Source organism: Paenibacillus sp. 2TAF8 (assembly GCF_052114825.1).
Taxonomy (GTDB): domain Bacteria; phylum Bacillota; class Bacilli; order Paenibacillales; family Paenibacillaceae; genus Paenibacillus.
On sequence record NZ_JBFRFN010000001.1, the window covers coordinates 452,342 to 472,339 of the forward strand.

Sequence of the window (19,998 nt, forward strand, 5' to 3'; positions counted from 1 at the left end):
AAATCTGTAAGGCAGTGTATAATGGATAAGTCTTCTAATTCTAAAACCTTCCTTAAGGAGCAACGAAAAAGCAGACAAGGGGTTTTTGTGGATTATATGAAACTGTTCATGATATAATAGCACGAAAGCTACTCAGCGATATTGAATAATACTTACACTACGAATTCAAATGAACCAATGGGGGTACGGCTAATGAACAAGTCCATCAACATCCAAGATACGTTCTTGAACCAACTGCGGAAAGAAAATATTCCGGCTACGGTCTATTTGACCAACGGCTTCCAAATCCGCGGGACGATCAAGGCATTTGACAATTTTACGATCGTCATTGACAGCGACGGACGCCAGCAAATGGTCTACAAGCATGCCATCTCCACGTTCACGCCGCAACGCAGCGTATCGCTGATGCAGCAAGACAACGGCGGCGAAGCTTAAAAAATTCCGAAACCTTTTCACAAACCATTTCGTCTACAAGTATAAGTATTGAAACAGAGCAACCTAATAAGGGTTGTTCTTTTCATTCCGGGCAAAATAGGTTTAATATAAGCTTGTGCTCGTCAGAGAAATAGAAAACATGCAACTGAAAGGGAGTCAGGAGGTAACATGCCAAACGATCCGTTATCGAGGTCTAACAATCGCAACACCAATAACAAGTCAAACCAAAAAGCGAAACCTAAAACCTCTAAAAAGAAAAAAATTACGGGGAAACGCGTTGGTTGGACTTTATTTTTCACAATGGCAGTCGCCATATTCTGTGCGTTAGGCGGATATCTTTTTATTTTAATTAGTGGTGAACGCCTGCTTACAGCCAACATGGATAAAACAACGATTAATGAAACGTCAAAGGTATATGACCGTAACCGCAACATTATTGGTGAACTTTCGATTAAAAAGCTGGACCCTGTGGAATCCGATGATATTCCGAAACTGGTCAAGGAAGCTTTTGTTGCAACAGAGGATAAACGTTTCTATGAACATCAGGGTGTAGATCTTTGGTCTATTGGCCGTGCGGCAGTCAAAGATATCATGGCACGTTCCATGGTGGAGGGCGGCAGTACGCTGACCCAGCAACTAGCCAAAAATATGTTCCTGTCACGTGACAAAACGTTTTTCCGGAAAGCTACCGAAGTTTCGATTGCGATGGCTTTGGAACGTAAGTTTTCCAAAGACGAAATATTAACGATGTACCTTAACCGTATTTTCTTTGGTCATCAGCGATACGGGATCAAGGCAGCATCGGAGTTTTATTTTGGGAAAAGTAACCTGAAGGAACTTGAATTGTGGCAGATTGCTACTTTGGCTGCTATGCCTAAAGGGCCATCTGCATACAACCCACTAAGTAATCCAAATGATTCCAAGACACGCCGTGGTGTTGTTCTGCAGTTAATGTATGAGCAAGGTTACATCACTGAAGCTGAGATGAACAAAGCCAAGGCTGTGGATTATAAATATACGCCGCCGGAGAAAGATCGAAAGTATCAAGCCTTTATTGACTATGTGCTCCGTGAAGCGGAACGTGTAACAGGCATGACGGAAGATGATCTCAACATTGGCGGATTCAAAATTTTCACAACAATGGATGCACAGGCTCAAACGGCTATGGAAAATGCTTTCTCAGAAGATAGTTTGTTCGAGGCAAGCAAGGATGATCAACAGGTGCAAGGTTCGATGGTCATTATGAATCATGAAAATGGCAGTCTTGTTGCCTTGTTAGGCGGTCGTGATTATCAAACCAAAGGGTATAGCCGCGTAACGCAAAGCCGGAGACAGCCAGGATCAGCGTTTAAACCAATCGTATCGTACGCTCCTGCACTTGAGTCAGGACAGTACAGTGCGAATTCCGCCCTCAGTAACGCGAAGCAATGTTTCGGCAACTATTGCCCAGGCAACCTTCATGGGTACTCTTCCACGATCAGTATGACGGATGCCATAACAAAGTCGGAAAATATTCCTGCTGTTTGGCTGCTGGATAAGATCGGGGTAAATACCGGGGTTAATTTTGCGAAAAGTGTAGGTATTCAGCTGACTGATCAGGATAAAAACCTGGCAATTGCTCTCGGCGGTCTTAGCAAAGGGACCAACACGCTGGAGATGGCTCAAGCCTACAGCGCATTTGCTAACCTTGGTGAGTATCAGCAAGCATACTCGATTAAAAGTATTGAGGATAGCAGCAATAAAACCATTTACAAACGTGATAAATCAGAGACCAAACGTGTCATGAGTGAGCAAAATGCGTATCAACTTACTCAGATGCTGCAAAATGTAGTAAATGACGGTACAGGACGCTCGGCTCGTCTGGATCGGCCAGTAGCAGGTAAAACGGGAACGGTGCAAAGTGGCATCGCTGGCAACAGCTCTAACCGCGACGTATGGTTTGTTGGATATACGCCAGAGTGGACCGCTGCTGTCTGGATGGGTTATGACAATCCGGATGCAAAACATATGCTGAAGAACAGCAGTAAGCTGTCAGCAGCGTTTTTCGCCAAAGTTATGGGCGACGCATTAAAAGGAGTTCCTGTGAAAGATTTCAAAACGCCAGCCGGCGGTCAGGCGCCTCCACCAGTGGAGGAACCACAGCAACCCGCATTATCAGTCGGCGGTTTGAATGCATCTTATGATCCTTCTACACAAACCGTTTCTCTCAACTGGACGGGAACTGGTGATGGGAGTACACAGTATCGTATCTATCGGAAGGAAACCTCCGAAGCTCAATTCACGCACCTGATCGACTCTATTGGCTCAACGAGTGCGCAGGATTTAAGTGCGCTGCCAGGTCTGACCTATGAGTATTATGTAACGGCATTTGATCTGTCAACCGGGCAGGAAACGAGCCCATCGAATACTGTTTCACTTATGATTGAAGCACAAGAGGTCGAACCGCAGCAGCCAGACCCAGGCACAGACTCTGGAACTGGTACTGATCCTGAGGGAACAGGCACGGATAATCCGGACAATGGCGGAGGCGATAACGGTAATCCAGATGGCAACAATGGCAATGACGGTGAAAATGGTAATAATGGAAATGGGAATAACGGAAACGGGAGTAACGGTAACAATGGCAATAATGGCAATAATGGTGGCCCAGGCAATGGTCAGCCGGATGGTAGTGGAACTCCGCCAGGCCAAGGAACCACAGATCCTGGGAGCGACGGCTCGACTGATGGTGGAGTGACTACGCCGGGTCAAATTGTTACACCAGATAGTGGAACAGGTGGAGATAGCGGGGGAGCAGAAGCCCCTTCCACGCCTCAATCTGGTTCAGGAGGATAAACATCATAGCCTCAAGGTGAAATATTTGTTCTGAAAACTGCTTCCCGGTTTTGCCGGTGAAGCAGTTTTTTTATATAGAAAAGGCAGGTTGCCTTACGATATCCAAGATCATGTGACACGTGAATAGCGACAGAGCAAGCTTGTTTTGAGTGTATCCTCTAAATATGGTAAGCTGTAGCTATTCGTAATACGTTGTAAAGAGCAGAGACTCAGGTGCTTGCTCTCGGGTCAGCGTATAATTGTTCACCAATCTAAAAGCAGATCGCGGATCTGCAGTCGGCAAAGAGGGGTTCGTATGAAACGGAAATTCGGGGATCGCGCAAACTGGCGCCGGATTACGAACCGACAATTTACATGCCGGTTCGTTCAGTCCAAAATTTTTACAGGTTACATTACGCTGTATACCATACAGGATTTGAAAGAACCTTTGTGGAAAACGTATGGAGGTACTACCTTTTGTATTGCTGACAAGGGTTATTCTTGGCTTCAGTATTATCCGAAGGGAGAACACTTTGTCGTTACAGCCATGTTTGATGATCAGCAGCGAATTGTAGAGTGGTACATCGATACTTGCCGCAGCCAGGGAATTACGGATCAGGGCGTTCCATGGTTTGATGATCTTTATTTGGATGTTGTTGTACTTAAGGATGGAGAGATCTTTCTGCTGGATGAGGATGAGCTGGAAGATGCTTTGTCACGGAAACATATTACAACGGGTGATTATGATCTCGCGAACAAGACGGCGAAGGATCTGCTGCACGCGATTGATGCTCACGTATTTCCATACTTTCAATTATCATTGAAGCATAGACAGACGTTATTTGAGAACGGTGAGTTTCGGAAAAACATCCAGATCTGAAACGAATTTTTCTGATCCGAACTTTTCTTGTACATCCTTCTAATATCTGGACACCTGATAGAATACATTAATAATCAGGAGAGATCAGCCCGATAAAATAGAGGTGATGGCGAATGAACGGACGGGTCATGGCTGCAGGAGGGCAACCGGGGGGCAGACCATCCAGACAAATTAATGTGGTATTACGTAACCAGGAACCTCAAATACTTGCTAAAGATGAAGCACTCTCGGTACAAGCGGCCAAAAGTATAACAAAGCATGCGCATTTTCAGGAGATTCAGGGTGAATTGGAGCAGCTGGTTGGACTCGAAAATATCAAAGAGTTAGTGTTTGAGATTTATGCATTTCTTCAGATTGCGCAGATGCGCTCCGAGGCAGGCCTGATTAGCGGTGCACACGTATATCATATGGTTTTCAAAGGTAACCCTGGAACGGGAAAAACAACAGTAGCAAGAATCGTTGCCAAAATGTTTCAGAAGATGGGTGTGCTCAGTAAGGGGCATCTTATTGAGGTAGAACGTGCTGACCTTGTCGGTGAATACATTGGTCATACGGCACAGAAGACCAGAGACTTGGTTAAGAAAGCCCTTGGTGGTATTTTGTTTATTGATGAGGCGTACAGTTTGGCTCGCGGCGGTGAGAAAGATTTTGGCAAGGAAGCGATTGATACTTTGGTGAAATCAATGGAAGATCATAAAAATCAGTTTATTCTGATTTTGGCGGGTTACTCGGAGGAAATTGATTTTTTTCTGCAGACGAATCCCGGTTTACCTTCCCGCTTTCCGATTCAGGTTGAATTTCCAGACTATACGATTGACCAACTAATTCAAATCTCTGAAATTATGGCTAAAGAGCGTGATTATATTTTGATGCCACAGACTATACTCAAGTTAAAGCAGCATCTTCTTCAGGAAAAGAATGATTCGTTGCACGCGTTCAGTAACGCCAGGTATGTAAGGAATGCAATCGAGAGATCGATCAGGCATCAGGCGGTTCGTTTGCTGGAGCAATACGAGGATGGAAGTCCAGGCAAGCTGGAGCTAATGACAATCCGTACAGAGGATTTGAAGTTTGAACGAAAGTAAGCGATAATAACCTTTTAACAGAGCCGGCCGGGTTAACCGGTCCGGCTTTAACCATACCACGAGATGATATGCTTTTGAAGCAATGCATACGTAGCAGAGGAGTGAACTGATATATGACAAATGGCACGCATGATACAGATACTACTAAAAAAGACCGTGCAATACTGGTCAGCCTGGTCACCGATGAAGTGAAACGTTCTGGCATTAATCATGAATATTCATTACAGGAGCTTGTGAAGCTGGCTGAAACCGCCGGAGTTGAGGTTCTCAGTGTATTAACTCAGAACCGGGAAACACGGGATACCAAATGGTTTATTGGAAAAGGTAAAGTGGAAGAGCTTCGTTTGGTTGCGGACGAGCTCGGAGCAACAACAGCCATTTTTGATCAGGAGTTGTCTGGCGCTCAGGTTCGAAATTTGGAAGAGACTCTGGATTTAAAAATCATTGACCGTACACAGCTGATTCTCGATATCTTTGCACAGCGTGCGAGTACACGAGAAGGGATTATTCAGGTGGAGCTGGCTCAGCATAGTTACTTGTTACCACGTTTGTCGGGGCACGGTAAAAACCTGTCACGACTTGGTGGCGGGATCGGTACTAGAGGCCCAGGTGAGAGCAAGCTGGAGACAGACCGTCGTCATATCCGGGGACGGATTGATGATTTGAAACGTCATCTCGAAGAGGTCACACGTCATCGTAAATTGCACAGAGAACGCCGTAAAAAAACAGGGATTATTCAAGTAGCATTGGTAGGTTACACGAATGCCGGTAAATCCACATTGTTGAAGCAGTTAACTGCTGCAGATGTGTATATTCAAGATCAGTTATTTGCTACACTCGATCCAACATCGCGTACGATGGAGCTGCCAAGTGGCAAGGAGATCGTACTGACAGATACGGTCGGATTTATACAGAACCTTCCTCATGATCTGGTTGCGGCATTCCGCGCTACACTGGAAGAAGTGAATGAAGCTGACCTGATTTTACATGTTGTTGACGCTTCATCCGAGATGCGCGAGGATCAGATGAGCACGGTTCATGCCATTTTGCAGCAACTAGGTGCAGGGGACAAGCCTCAGCTTGTACTGTATAACAAAAAGGATGCCTGCACACCGGAGCAACTTGAAATGCTCCCTTTAGATAATAAGCATATCAAAATAAGTGCCTTGGACGAATCAGACTTAAACAAGGTTCGTGAATTAATTCAGGCTGAACTTACGGGCGATACTAAACGGTTTCGTATTCCAGCAGAGCGTGGGGATCTGACATCTGTTCTCTACAAAATTGGTGACGTGGTTGGAACGGAATATGAGGAGAATGATGTCATTTATCAAGTTGAACTGCAAAAAGGAGAATATGAGAAGTTTAGTTATTTACTCGAAGATTTCATTGAACTGTAATATTCATGACATATTTATGTGATAAGTCGACACGAGAATTGGTCCGAATACGTCCGTTTCGTGCTATAAAGGGGAATGAAGCAAGATGGCAAGGTTTGATTCAAACATTGTAGAACTTCAACATCAGGTGGAACATCAGATTGAAGGGCAGTTGCATCAGGTTGATCGCATTGTAGATCATAATCAATGGAAGGTTATTGATGCGTTTCAGCGCAGAAAAGTAAGTGATTTTCATTTTGCTGGCTCCACAGGCTATGCCTATAATGATCGTGGTCGTGAGGTGTTAGACGAGGTGTATGCAGATGTGTTTGGTGCGGAAACGGCACTGGTACGTCCTCATTTTGCCTCGGGAACACATACGATAAGTACAGCACTATTCGGCGTACTACGTCCAGGAGACGAACTGTTGTACATCACAGGTAAGCCTTATGACACATTACATAAAGTCATTGGCAAGCCGGGTGACGGAACGGGTTCTCTCCGTGATTTTGGTATCGGGTATGCGGAAACCGCACTGACAGACGCAGGGCAAGTGGATTGGGAAGCGGTGGAACAGTCTATTACGCCAGCAACGAAGGTTATAGGCATACAGCGTTCCCGTGGATACGATTGGCGTTCTTCTTTTACGATTGCCGAAATCGCGGATATGGTCGCGCGTGTTAAAGCGTTGAAGTCCGATGTTATCATATTTGTGGATAATTGTTACGGCGAATTTACGGAGGAACGTGAGCCTACGGAAGTCGGCGTGGATCTGATGGCGGGTTCTTTGATCAAAAATCCTGGTGGTGGACTGGCAGAAACCGGAGGATACATATGTGGTAAAGAGAAGTATGTACAACTGGCGGCTTATCGTTTGACTGCACCCGGGATTGGTGGCGAGGTAGGAGCTATGCTTGGGACAACGCGAGCCATCTACCAAGGACTTTACATGGCTCCGACTATTGTTGGTCAAGCGATTAAGGGAAGCATTTTCGCTGCAGCGATGTTTGCTGCGTCTGGATTTGTGACTAAACCGGCGTGGGACGAGCCACGTACCGACCTGATTCAGGCTGTCCAATTCAGCTCAGCTGAGCATCTAATCGCCTTTGTTCAAGGTATTCAGCAGGCTGCTGCTGTGGATAGCCACGTTGTGCCAGAGCCTTGGGACATGCCTGGGTATGAGCATCCTGTCATCATGGCGGCAGGTACGTTTATTCAGGGTGGAAGCCTGGAGTTGTCAGCTGATGCACCGATTCGAGAGCCTTTTATCGGCTATATGCAGGGTGGATTAACTTACTCTCATGTTAAATATGGCGTTTTGATGGCATTACAAGCGATGAAAGATCGTAAATTATTGTGAGTTTATCTAACACGTCATTGACACTTTGTAACAACTAAATGTACAATAGGGTCAAGAATAGATGACTGGAAGGTTGATGAACATGGGCGACGAAATTCGTAGAAATATGGCCTTATTCCCGATCGGTATCGTAATGAAGCTTACCGACCTGTCCGCGAGACAGATTCGCTATTATGAGCAACACAGTCTGATTGTTCCTGCAAGAACTTCGGGAAATCAGCGTTTATTTTCTTTTAACGATGTTGAGAGATTACTAGAGATTAAAGCTTTGATCGAAAAAGGAGTTAACATTGCTGGTATCAAGCAGGTCATGAATCCTGTTACGAAAGAGTCTGAAGAAGCTACCGTAATTACGCCGGATACGGAAGTTAAACGAAGAGAACTTTCTGATACACAACTGCACCGTTTGTTGAAGCAACAGCTTGTCTCAGGCAAAAGACCTGGTCAAGTATCTCTCATCCAAGGTGAACTTTCTCGTTTTTTTAATAAAAAATAATTGTTTCGCCTAACGACGCGGGTAAGGCATATTTCAAACTTCTCATGTCAGACTCCTTGACCCGTGGCACATTCTAATGTACAAATATAACATGCAAGCCAAATACGCAGATAAGAAAGGGAGAGGAATCATGAGTTATACAAAAGAAGACATTCTCCGCATCTCCAAAGAAGAAAACGTACGATTCGTTCGATTGCAGTTCACCGACTTGCTTGGAGCAATCAAAAACGTTGAGATTCCAGTAAGCCAACTGACGAAGGCTTTGGATAACAAAATGATGTTTGATGGTTCTTCCATTGAAGGTTATGTTCGTATCGAAGAATCCGACATGTACCTCTATCCGGATCTTGACTCTTGGCTTATTTTCCCATGGGTATCCGACAATCGTGTCGCTCGTCTGATCTGTGACGTATATCTTCCAGACGGGAACCCATTCCCAGGCGATCCACGTGGCATCCTGAAACGAAACCTGAGGGAAGCCGAAGAAATGGGATTCACCTCCTTCAACGTTGGTCCTGAACCAGAATTCTTCTTGTTCAAGACAGATGAAAAAGGAAACCCAACGAATGAATTGAATGACCAAGGCGGATATTTCGACCTCGCGCCAACAGATCTTGGCGAAAACTGTCGTCGTGATATCGTTATTACACTTGAAGAAATGGGCTTTGAAATCGAAGCTTCTCACCACGAGGTAGCTCCTGGTCAGCATGAGATCGATTTCAAATATGCAGATGCTTTGAAAGCAGCAGACCAGATCCAAACGTTCAAACTCGTTGTTAAAACGATTGCGCGTCAGCATGGATTACATGCTACATTTATGCCAAAACCATTGTTCGGTATGAACGGTTCCGGTATGCACTGTAACCAATCCTTGTTCCGTGGCAATGAGAACGCATTTGTAGATGAGTCAGACGAGCTGGGCCTGAGCAAAACTGCACGTCACTTCATGGCTGGTACTCTGAAGCATGCACGTGCATTTGCAGCAATCACTAACCCGACTGTGAACTCATACAAACGTCTTGTACCTGGTTACGAAGCACCATGTTACGTAGCATGGTCTGCAAGTAACCGTAGCCCGATGATCCGTATCCCGGCTTCACGTGGTCTGAGTACGCGTGTTGAGGTTCGTAATCCGGATCCGGCTGCTAACCCGTACTTGGCTTTGGCTGTTTTATTGAAAGCAGGTCTGGACGGAATCAAACGCGAGCTTTCCTTACCAGCTCCGATTGACCGCAACATCTACATCATGTCAGAAGAAGAGCGTGTGGAAGAAGGCATTCCTAGCTTGCCGGCTGACCTGAAAGAAGCATTGAACGAATTGATCCGCAGCGAAGTGATCTGTGACGCTCTCGGCGACCACGCCCTGGCTCACTTCTACGAGCTGAAAGAAATTGAGTGGGATATGTACCGCACACAAGTCCACCAATGGGAACGCGATCAATATATCACGTTGTACTAGATAGACTATAAGCCTTGGTATTGCTGGATTTCCGGCATGCCAAGGTTTTTTTCGTTTTATCGTATTATTTGTGGGATTTCTATTTTGACCGCCGTTTTGACCGCTTATTTCAATTTTTTTTAGTGTATTCCATGTACGAAGAAAATTTATCGATGCTTCGAGCCTCTATAACTTCTGTGATGTGCGCATATATATCGGAAGTCACGTCTATAGAAGCATGTCCTAATTTCTCCTGAACTTCTTTCATGCTCGCTCCAGATTCTAACATCATAACCGCATGTGTATGTCTGAGCCCGTGTATGGTAATTTCTTTATCGATACCAGCTTTTTTGCATATACGCTTAATTGCTCTTTGTAGGGTTGATTTCGCAAATGGGCGACCGTCTCCTCGATGGAAAACTAGTTAAAACCCGCCTTGAGATTGAGAAACTGAAGAACGGCGATGGAGATACCGAGGATGACCTGATCGAAGATTGGGTTAAGGCGGTGGAGTCAGGTGAGTAAAGAGTCTCCACAAACTAAACGCCGATTTGCTGCATTTAAAAAACGAATTCCTGAGTACCGGAAGAATCCGGTTCTTTTTTGCGTGGAGTTACTGAAATTTACGCCTGACGAATGGCAAGCTGGAGTCTTGATGGATATAGCTGGCGATCCGCGTGTTTCTGTGAGATCAGGACAAGGAGTAAGAAAGACTGGCCTTGAGGCGGCGACTGCATTGTGGTTCCTTACATGCTTTCCCTATCCGAAGGTAATATGCACTGCTCCAACCAGACAGCTACTTCATGATGTTCTTTGGGCAGAAATAAGTAAGTGGCAAGAAAAAAGTCCTTTACTCAAAAAGATACTGAAGTGGACGAAGACTAAAATTTACATGCGTAATTACGAAGAACGTTGGTTTGCAACAGCTCGTACAGCTACAAAGCCGGAGAACATGCAGGGTTTCCACGAAGATTATATGCTGTTCATAGTAGATGAAGCGTCCGGGGTTGAGGATAGGATCATGGAGGCGATCCTGGGCACACTCTCAGGCGAATTCAATAAGCTTCTTATGTGCGGAAACCCAACCCGAACCAGCGGGGTGTTCTACGACTCGCACAACAGAGATAGGGCAGATTACAAAACTCATAAAGTTTCATGTTTGAACAGCCCTCGTACCAGCAAAGAGAATATTGCCATGCTTGAACGTAAATACGGAAAGGGATCTGATGTATGGCGTGTTCGGGTTGAAGGAGAAATTCCTCGCGGGGAATCAGAAACATTTATTGCGCTGGAAGTAGCTGAATTCGCAGCAAAAGAAGTCAGGTTGCCTCCGGTTGGTGACATCTTAACCATTGGCTGTGACGTTGCTCGTTTTGGCGATGATGAAACATCCATATATGCAGGCATAGGACCAGTAATAGTTGGTCAGCATCATCATTTTAAAAAAGATACGATGGTTACTGCTGGGTGGGTATTGAACTTAATCAAAGAGTTGTTACCACAGTATCCAGAAGTGGTTCATGTGAGAATCCGAGTAGATGATACCGGGGTAGGTGGTGGTGTCACGGATCGGTTGAATGAGGTTATAGCGGAAGAAGGACTTCACTATAATGTTATTCCTATCAATAATGGATCATCATCTTTGGATGAGCATTTTGGAAACCTGGGCACTGAGATGTGGGCATATATTAAAGCTCAACTGGAACAAAACATGAGCAATTATATAAACAATGATTCTGCGGTCTTACAATTACCCGATGATGATGTACTTACCTCCCAATTGACTACAAGAAAATGGTCAATGACTAGCAAGGGTAAGATATTACTTGAAAGTAAGAAGGACATGAAGAAACGCGGATTAAAGTCTCCGGACAGGGCTGATGCCTACGTTCTTACTTTTGGTGAATATTTAATGGGAACGCCTCAATCTATGATGCTCCCCACATTAGAGGAAGTTTCTATTAAAAGATAAATCAACAATTTGTTGTGAAACTATGGTTATAAGGAGATATTTTTTGATTTCTGAGGTAGCCAAATCAGTCTTTTCGGTACATTGTGTAGAAAAAATAAATAAATAAGAGACTGGCAATATCGGCCTGTCTCTTGTAAAAAATGTTATGAACTTACTTGGAGTGGGGACTAACAAACTTTTTTCGGTGAATTTCCTATAATGAATGGTTTTTCATTTTACACGAATCTAGTCATGTACCCATATTTTTTACTCCCAGTAGGTCTTCATAATCCCAAGTAATCTATGCTTGGAATTAACTTTAGCGAGACAATTATAAAAAGCGATTAATGTTAGGAGGGATGCACCGTAATTTAAATTGTCTTTGAGGTACGGTTTGATAAACAGATCATCTACTTAAAGAATGATCCATCCTTTATTTTCCTTGTAAATTACTATTTTTATATCGATAATATAAAAAGCTTTAGGTTAAGCCTAAAAATCTGTTATATAGAAGGAGATCCTCATGAAGAAAATGCAGCTAATAGTTTCCGCACTGATTTTTAGTTTGCTTTTTGCGAATGTTGCATCAGCAAAATCTTACGAATCATTGCCAAGCCCCGAATGGTCAACTGAATATGAATACTATAATCCGGATTTGGAAAAGGTAGGGGATACTGTCTATATAATTGACTCAAATGGAGTTCAATATATGCAAGATAGTAACGGTTCTAAAAAGAATTTTGTAGAAAATAGAGGTGAATTTACTCATTTTAGAGGAGATAACGCCCTTGACGAAAAAAATGGAAAATATTATACAGTAATATCTTCGAAAATAAACAATAAGAAAGTGACGCAGCTCTTCGCATATGACAAGATGGGTAAGAAATTATGGAATAAGACGTTTAGTGAGAAACTTAGGGATCTGAATAGTGTCTACATAACTAGTGATGGATATATATTAGTTACCGCTAGAATTTCATCTTATAATTTTATGGCATATAAATTTGATGAAAATGGAAAAATGTTAAAGAAAAAACAAATAAAAGAACATATATATTTTTATATGAATGGATTTCTAGTCACAACCAGCGATAGCAAAAACAAAATCTATGACTCATTTTATAATGATCAATTGAGTTTGAAATTTAAATATGAACGTAGTGGTAGTAAAATGCCTGATTATATTGATAAAGATGGCACTGTCTATTTCAATACATTCAACGGAAAATATTACAGCAGTTTTGGTGCACGTGGCACAAACGGGAAGGAAATTTGGTCGATCCCATCTAACGGCAACAATGGATTGGAATTTTTGAAAGATAAACTTCTCATTATAGATTGGAAAAAAAACACGCTTTTGTTACTTGATAAAAAAGGGAAATTATTGAAGAAGGCGAAATTTAACGAAATCATTAATGTTGATACAAATAGTGATAACAAAATTTTGATTGTTGAGAAGACAAAGCTAACTATCCTAAATGGAACGGATCTAAATCAAATTAGTGAAGTTATCGTTCCTGAAATTATTCCGTATAAAACAAAATTCCACTTAAAAGAAGGCTTCAATCTATATATAACTGATGCTGGAAAGACAATATCTAAGTATTTGTTGAATTAGTTTTTTAAATGCTACTTGCGATAGCGAGTGGCTCTTTTTGTAATTAACTTTGAATACTTCGTAATGGTATAACAAAAGGGATCGAATGCAATATAAAATGTACCCTATAAGATAGACACTTTAAAAAAGGTCATCTTGTAGGGTCTTTTTGTGTACAATGAATAAAAAACGAGCGGTGGTCAAGCAAATGTCAAAAAAACACTTTACAACTCAAGAGCAAGATCAGTTAAGAAAAAATCCCTATGTGAAAAATGTTAGCGCTAAAGCTATTACGTACACGGATGCGTTCAAAGAACGATTTATTCAAGAATACAGTCAAGGTACGCCTCTCAGTGAGATTTTTCAGGAAGCGGGCTTTCCCATTGACGTCTTAGGTGCAACCCGGATTCGAAAGGCTTCCAATCGATGGCGTACGGCTTTTCAAGAACAAGGACCTGCTGGATTAACTGACGGTAGAAAACACGCCTCAGGCCGTCCTCTGACCCGTGAATTAAGTCTTGAAGAAAAATATGCCCGTTTGGAAGCGAAAATGAAATGGCTTGAAGCGGAGAATGAATTCTTAAAAAAGCTCGATCAACTCGAAAGGCAGATGAGAAAAAAGACATCCAATTAAGTACGCAGCAAAAATTCAAACTGATTCAACAGATGATGCATACAACTCCTTCTCAGCGAAAGGTGCATGTTCTTTGTGAAATCGCTGGGGTTTCACGTTCCGGCTATTATCGATATCGTAGTGAATATGCTCAATTACATCGTCAAAAACGGGAACAAAACGATCAACAAGTGAAAGCGATCCTTCTGAAAGCCTACCATTATCGGGGAAGAAAGAAGGGAGCTCGTCAAATCAAAATGACGCTGGAGCACCAATATGGAGTCACATACAACCTTAAGCGAATTCGTCGTGTCATGCAAAAGTACAACATCGTTTGTCCCATTCGAAAAGCTAATCCCGCACGTCGTATGGCTAAAGCCACCCAAGAGCATCGAATCTGTCCTAACACATTAAATCGAGCTTTTAAGCAAGGGATCGCAGGCAAAGTACTATTAACGGACATCACGTATTTAACTTATGGGAAAAATAAGCGAGCCTACCTATCGACCATTAAAGATGCTGAAACGAATGAAATCTTAGCTTATGAAGTCTCTGCTTCACTCGGTTTGGACATTGCGATGGAGACGTTGAAACAACTCAAAAAACATCGTCATCTCACCTCGGATGCGCTGATTCATTCGGATCAAGGATTTCACTATACGAACCCAAAGTTCCAAAAGCTTGTGAAGAACATGGGGCTAGGTCAATCCATATCGCGTCGAGGAAACTGTTGGGATAACGCTCCACAAGAATCCTTCTTTGGGCATTTTAAAGATGAAACGAATTTCAAAACATGTATGACCCTGGAAGAGGTCAAGCAAGAAGTGAAAAGCTACATGATCTATTACAATTATTATCGAGGTCAATGGAACTTGAACAAGCTGCCGCCTGCACGATACAGACAGCAGCTTGAAGTAGCCTAACCTTTTTTAAATTGTCCTTTACAAGGGGTACATTTTAATACTGCAGCGATCCCTTTAGCATAATTATCTCAAAATGTACTTATACAAATCATACTTGGCTGTTCTAAACGCATAAAGTTCATTTTTCTTGTTAAGAAAAGCAAAGTTTTGAAGCGGAGCAACTACCTCTATTTGTTCCGTTGTATAGAATAAAGTACTTAAATTATTTGTATCTAACAGGTAGGCCTCATATTTGTTATCTTTGTAAGTGGAGAACATTAAGCTTTTATAATCGTATGACACAATCATTTTACCGTACATCCTAGATGAGTGGTCATCCTTACTGTCAAATTCCTGACTTCCAATTAATTCGCCATTATGGTTATACAGATTAAATAAATTTTCGGCTCCACCAACCATCAAGAAATTATTGTTTAGTGTGTATACAATCAAATCATCATTACTTCTATTCGTAAATGGTACTTTTTTAGTCCATTTCAATTTTCCTGAGGGACTATAACCTTTTAAAATCCGATTATTATCATCATAGTATTGAGTTATGATGGTCCCTCCAGACAATATAATTGCTGGTCTATGACCATTAACTTGTCCAGTTTTATAATGATCGTAGTCATTAATCCAAGTATTCTCTTTTATGCTAAAAATCTTCTTTCCGGATAGGAGATTAAATACAGTATACGTTGATTTTGGATAATCATTATTGTAACCAAATAAGTACCCTTTATTAATATCAGAAAATTCAACTGGAAGGGTGTACAGCTTCGATCTCTTACCATTTTTATCATAGTAATAAATAGACGATTTATGCTCAAAGTATTCTGAAACAACTACATATACACTTCCTCCTGTACTCGGATAAATATACCCACTAACGTTTCCTCTATATGAAGGTAGTGGTGCTGTCCATTTATCTTTACCCGTAGTAGGATCAATAACAGTTATGTTCCCAATTTTTTTATCATAATCGTACCAAGATATGTACCCATCCTCAGCATACTTTACAATCTTACCTTTAACATTTTTCTCCCATTTTTTCTTGCCTGTTTTTGCATTAATTCCTTCTAAGATGTAATCCTTTGGACGAATAATTATCGTTTCGTTTCCTTTAGAGTCAACAGTAAATATAGGTTTAGATATTGCTGGACGTCCTTGAAGTCTCTGAACCCATTCAGCCTCTGGCAATACTGTGTCTGCATGACTTGGTACAGCAATTAATGAACAGCACAAACTAAAAATAATTAATAAACTAAATATTCTCTTTTTCACGCTGTGTTCCCTCCAATTTTCTAATATCACAAGATACCATAAGCTACGACTGGTTGTGAAGTTATTTTGTAACAGTTTATAACATTCTTAAAATGCATACTTTATTTGACTTGAAAATTACAGTTTTTATACCGATATTAATAAGGTGATTGAATTTTATTTAGTCATAAAATTAGAAAGAGAGAGAAAATGTCTATAAAAACAAGAATCGGAGATGAAACTACATAATGAAATTATTTATCAGAGGTTTTTTACTGTCTATTGCACTTTTATTTATATCACTATTGCTATTCCTTGAGAATACTTCGTACGCTTTTGGTGTAAGTAGGAACGTTGTAATCCATGATGACAATTCCTTCGAAATTGAAGGATTAGCTTTTGAAAATAAAGAAAAAGAGTTTATGGTAATGGTCGTGACCGGAGAGATTACTGATCCAAGTCGTTGGAAAATAATAAATCAACAGTCTGTTACTGTAGACAAGAATAACTACTTTTCTATAACTACGCCTCCATTTGAATCTAAACAAGTGGAACAAAATAAGGTTGCATTTGTCATGATTAATGATAATACACCTTTAGTTAAGTTCTATGATTATCCTTTCAGTGACCGTAAGCCTGAACAAAATTACAAACCTCCAGTTGAAGTGGATAAGGATATGGACTTACCAAAGGATACTGAAGCGGTTAACAATGATAATTTACCGAATCCCAAATGGACCATGAAATCGAATTCATCTTATTTTTTCCAGACTGCCGGCCCTGAATATGATGGGTTTAACGCAAATAAAGACACTATTTATTTCCAATTAAAAGAGTTTAAAAATGGAAAAGTGAATGATTATATAGTCCAGTCAATTAACACAACAACAGGGAAAGAACATTGGAGTTATGATTTTCGAAAAAATGTAAAGATGTTAACCTTTGGAGGGACACCTTTATTGTATGGTAAGAACGGAGATGTATATTTCACATCTAGTACCAATGATGGAAAGGAATATAAAACATACTCTGTCAACTCTAAAGGTAATGTTAACTGGGTTAAGACATTTAAAAATGGAACTGCTAGACCATATTTGCTTTCTAACGGCAACTTAGCGGTAGTCGAGGATAAAGGAAATAAATATGATACTCGAATAACTATTTTTAATCCTAATGGAAAACAGGTATCTTTAACTAAATTGAAATCACGATACGCTGAGATTTTAAACACAGGACATGTTATTTCAAACTATCCTTCTAAATCCAACACAATAGAAATATTTAAAAATGTATCATCTCTTCAAAAACCTATAATTTCTCACAAAATTGCTGGTAAGTATTCGGGCATGCAAACCTATCAGTTAAGTGGTGGAACTATAATTTTAGATTTAATCTCATATAAAGATAAAGTGTCTCTTCACAATTTACACGCTTATAATGTTGATGGAAAACTTATGTGGAAACGCTCTTTACCTAAAGAAAGTTTTAACAAATCAGATCCATTAGTTGTAGTCGGAGATAATTTTTTACTGAGAGATACAAAAAACAAAACAATCAGTCTATACAATAAAAATAACAAGCTACTTTCTTCTACAAAAAAAGCTGAATACTATGAAGGATATCAGCAAATAACTCCATCTGGGGATATAACTTTCAGTTACGGTACTTATAATAATTCCAAATGGGAAGATAAGTTTTATGCGCTGAATGGAAAGAACTTAAGTATCAAGTATCAATTCCAGATAACTTCTGATGAATATCAACGGAATGAATTTTATTATGTTGGTAACAATACGTTATATCGTGTTACTGACAGTAAAACCGTGTCTAAATATATATTAAAATAAGTACAAGGCTAAATACGTGAGAGAATGGCTATCCAGTTGCTATCCGTATTTGTATTTAGCCTCTTTACTCTTTCTTAAAGCTTGGTATTTCCTAAAGTAGGCAATTGTTTTTCTAAGCATACGAAAAGTAATCGTATGAATCTCTGTAGAGATCCCTTTTTCAGAAATCATAAGAATACATATCCTAACGTTAACCACTAGTTTAAATACTTTTGTAACGACAAAACCAGCATTAGTTCATTACGAAGAAGCATTTCTATTGGTTTTCGCCTTTTTTATTAGCGGCAGAAGACGGAAAAAGCAACGTATCCGTCCCAGAAAGTAGCCGGAGAAGTGCAAAGGTTGTGTATGGGGTAGATGGGATGGAGTGAAGCAGTTTTGTAGTAGACCTATTTTTACTAAAAATATAAATATTAAACCAACATATTTTAAATAAACTAAATATTAGTGATAAGTTGCAAATATTTACAAATGATGTTATGGTTATATTGTAATAATAATACAATTAGAAAGAAGGGATTTTCGATGAAAGCAAAAGCATTGTTATTGTCAGGACTATTTCTAGCACTAGCAACAACAGCATCTGCCGCTCCATCAACTTCGTTACATACAGAGGCGGTTCCAACTTCTAGTTCAGCACGTGATTTTGCTGAAATTGCTCGGTCAGGTAATTTTGATGATTTGATTATTACACCTCAACAGCGCAAGGATGAATTTGGAAGTAGGATACAAAGTAAGCTTGGTTCAGGTTATGTTACTACTAATTTCAATGTTGCCGGTGGATATGGATATGTTAAAGTAGACTTTGTAAACAATTCTAGTTCGCCAGTAAAGATAGTGATATACCATACCGAAACTAAAAAAGAATATTATAATAAGGTAATCAATGGAAATGGGTCAGATGCTTGGCTAAGTCCCGATAAGAACCCCCAAGGCGTAAGAGCGGGTGGTTATACAATTAGCTTTACAGGTGGACCAAATGGCAATGGAAAAAAACCAGTCGATGTAACATTCAGTGGATATACAACAGATATCAAATCAGAAGTAAACTAATAGAAATGACATTCTTCAAAAGAGCCGTAGATTTATTATACGGCTCTTTTTTTGCTCATATATGACGGATTACGAGCCATTTTAAGCTTCTAAGCACGAGAATGTTTGTTTGCAGGGGCCAGTCCTTTGAAGAGCGGAGAACAGCGTCTGAGTGAGCGTACGCACGAATATGAAGCCTATGAAAACGTTGAAACCAACTCAACACAAAGAAAGGGTAAAGGATTGCTCCACAACATCACTTTTCAACCTCTTATGCCGAAATATTGGTATGAAGGGAGATGGCCAAAATGATTGAGAAAGACGCTCAAAAATATTTGCAATGCATGGAAGAAATCAAATCCCGAATCGCAGTTATAGTAACGTTTGTAATCCAAAACAGAGTCACGATTTATGAAATTGAATTCATTTATCTGCAGTTTAGAAAGATAGTCGAGCTCATAATGTTTTCTTCAATATCAGCAAATAAAGTTGAATATAAGAAACAACATCGAAGATTCAAAAATCATTGGAATGCTAAAAGATTTTAGAGAGTATGCTTGAAATTAATCCAAACTTCTATCCCCAACCAAGTAGACCGGAATATGACAGTGAGAGTCAAAGGACGGTAGATCCGATTTTAGATAGTTATCTGACGAAAGATGATTTAGTTAGGTTAAATGATCAGTATGGAGAAATATTACACGCTACGAACCCTTACAGTAGAGAAAAGAATTACAGTGCGTACTATGATGAAGTGGATCGGCTACACTTAGTTGGACAGAAAAAATAAGGGCTTGTAGAATAAAACTATCATGTTAAGGAGCGGATCTCTACAATGCCTAAACAACAACGACGTACATTCACAACCGAGTTCAAAAAACAAATGGTAGGGCTCTATGAAAA

General features: G+C 40.7%; 16 protein-coding genes. 14 read left to right on the plus strand and 2 right to left on the minus strand.

All coding sequences use genetic code 11. From position 1 onward, the window contains the following. Positions 1-192 precede the first annotated feature (192 nt). The 8 genes from hfq to glnA all read left to right on the plus strand — a co-directional run bounded on the left by hfq (position 193) and on the right by glnA (position 9,908). Positions 193-435, plus strand: a complete 243-nt coding sequence (gene hfq / locus AB4Z30_RS02075) for an RNA chaperone Hfq (protein WP_090916826.1) — start codon at positions 193-195, stop codon at positions 433-435. Between the two features lie 168 nt (positions 436-603). Next, positions 604-3,270 (plus strand): PBP1A family penicillin-binding protein, encoded by a 2,667-nt coding sequence (locus AB4Z30_RS02080; RefSeq protein WP_441922781.1) that lies wholly within the window; start codon positions 604-606, stop codon positions 3,268-3,270. A 295-nt stretch (positions 3,271-3,565) separates the two neighbouring features. Then, positions 3,566-4,129, plus strand: a complete 564-nt coding sequence (locus AB4Z30_RS02085) for a DUF402 domain-containing protein (protein WP_441922783.1) — start codon at positions 3,566-3,568, stop codon at positions 4,127-4,129. A 113-nt stretch (positions 4,130-4,242) separates the two neighbouring features. Further along, positions 4,243-5,214 carry an AAA family ATPase gene (locus AB4Z30_RS02090; RefSeq protein ID WP_441922785.1) on the plus strand — a complete coding sequence of 324 codons (972 nt, stop codon included), beginning with the start codon at positions 4,243-4,245 and terminating at the stop codon, positions 5,212-5,214. A gap of 113 nt (positions 5,215-5,327) precedes the next feature. Beyond that, positions 5,328-6,614, plus strand: coding sequence for a GTPase HflX (hflX, locus tag AB4Z30_RS02095; protein ID WP_441922787.1), 1,287 nt, complete (start codon positions 5,328-5,330; stop codon positions 6,612-6,614). 85 nt (positions 6,615-6,699) lie between these two features. After that, positions 6,700-7,953, plus strand: a complete 1,254-nt coding sequence (locus AB4Z30_RS02100) for a methionine gamma-lyase family protein (RefSeq protein ID WP_441922789.1) — start codon at positions 6,700-6,702, stop codon at positions 7,951-7,953. Positions 7,954-8,035: 82 nt separating this feature from the next. Continuing rightward, a complete protein-coding gene (locus AB4Z30_RS02105) occupies positions 8,036-8,449 on the plus strand; it encodes a MerR family transcriptional regulator (protein WP_441922791.1) in 414 nt (137 codons plus the stop codon). Positions 8,450-8,579: 130 nt separating this feature from the next. Beyond that, positions 8,580-9,908 carry a type I glutamate--ammonia ligase gene (gene glnA / locus AB4Z30_RS02110; protein WP_441922793.1) on the plus strand — a complete coding sequence of 443 codons (1,329 nt, stop codon included), beginning with the start codon at positions 8,580-8,582 and terminating at the stop codon, positions 9,906-9,908. Positions 9,909-10,017: 109 nt separating this feature from the next. Here the strand turns inward: glnA and AB4Z30_RS02115 are convergent, their stop codons facing one another. After that, positions 10,018-10,254 carry a tyrosine-type recombinase/integrase gene (locus AB4Z30_RS02115; protein ID WP_441922859.1) on the minus strand — a complete coding sequence of 79 codons (237 nt, stop codon included), beginning with the start codon at positions 10,252-10,254 and terminating at the stop codon, positions 10,018-10,020. A gap of 26 nt (positions 10,255-10,280) precedes the next feature. Here AB4Z30_RS02115 and AB4Z30_RS02120 point away from each other — a divergent pair, with 26 nt between their 5' ends. From AB4Z30_RS02120 to AB4Z30_RS02135, 4 genes are all read left to right on the plus strand, one after another. Next, the gene (locus AB4Z30_RS02120; RefSeq protein ID WP_441922795.1) at positions 10,281-10,412 is read left to right on the plus strand and encodes a hypothetical protein; all 132 of its coding nucleotides are present in this window, start codon (positions 10,281-10,283) and stop codon (positions 10,410-10,412) included. After that, entirely contained in the window at positions 10,405-11,859 is a 1,455-nt protein-coding gene (locus tag AB4Z30_RS02125; protein ID WP_441922797.1) for a terminase B, read from the plus strand. Before AB4Z30_RS02120 ends, AB4Z30_RS02125 begins: the two co-directional genes overlap by 8 nt. Before the next feature lie 502 nt (positions 11,860-12,361). Beyond that, a complete protein-coding gene (locus AB4Z30_RS02130) occupies positions 12,362-13,456 on the plus strand; it encodes a hypothetical protein (RefSeq protein ID WP_441922799.1) in 1,095 nt (364 codons plus the stop codon). 187 nt (positions 13,457-13,643) lie between these two features. Next, a protein-coding gene (locus tag AB4Z30_RS02135; RefSeq protein ID WP_441922801.1) for an IS3 family transposase occupies positions 13,644-14,971 on the plus strand; the annotation gives its coding sequence in 2 pieces (ribosomal slippage) (positions 13,644-14,013 and positions 14,013-14,971; 1,329 coding nt in all). A gap of 63 nt (positions 14,972-15,034) precedes the next feature. Here AB4Z30_RS02135 and AB4Z30_RS02140 read toward each other — a convergent pair. Beyond that, entirely contained in the window at positions 15,035-16,237 is a 1,203-nt protein-coding gene (locus AB4Z30_RS02140; protein ID WP_441922803.1) for an outer membrane protein assembly factor BamB family protein, read from the minus strand. 227 nt (positions 16,238-16,464) lie between these two features. Here AB4Z30_RS02140 and AB4Z30_RS02145 point away from each other — a divergent pair, with 227 nt between their 5' ends. Continuing rightward, a complete protein-coding gene (locus tag AB4Z30_RS02145; RefSeq protein ID WP_441922805.1) occupies positions 16,465-18,063 on the plus strand; it encodes a hypothetical protein in 1,599 nt (532 codons plus the stop codon). Positions 18,064-18,588: 525 nt separating this feature from the next. Next, entirely contained in the window at positions 18,589-19,116 is a 528-nt protein-coding gene (locus AB4Z30_RS02150) for a hypothetical protein (protein WP_441922807.1), read from the plus strand. Positions 19,117-19,998 lie beyond the last annotated feature (882 nt).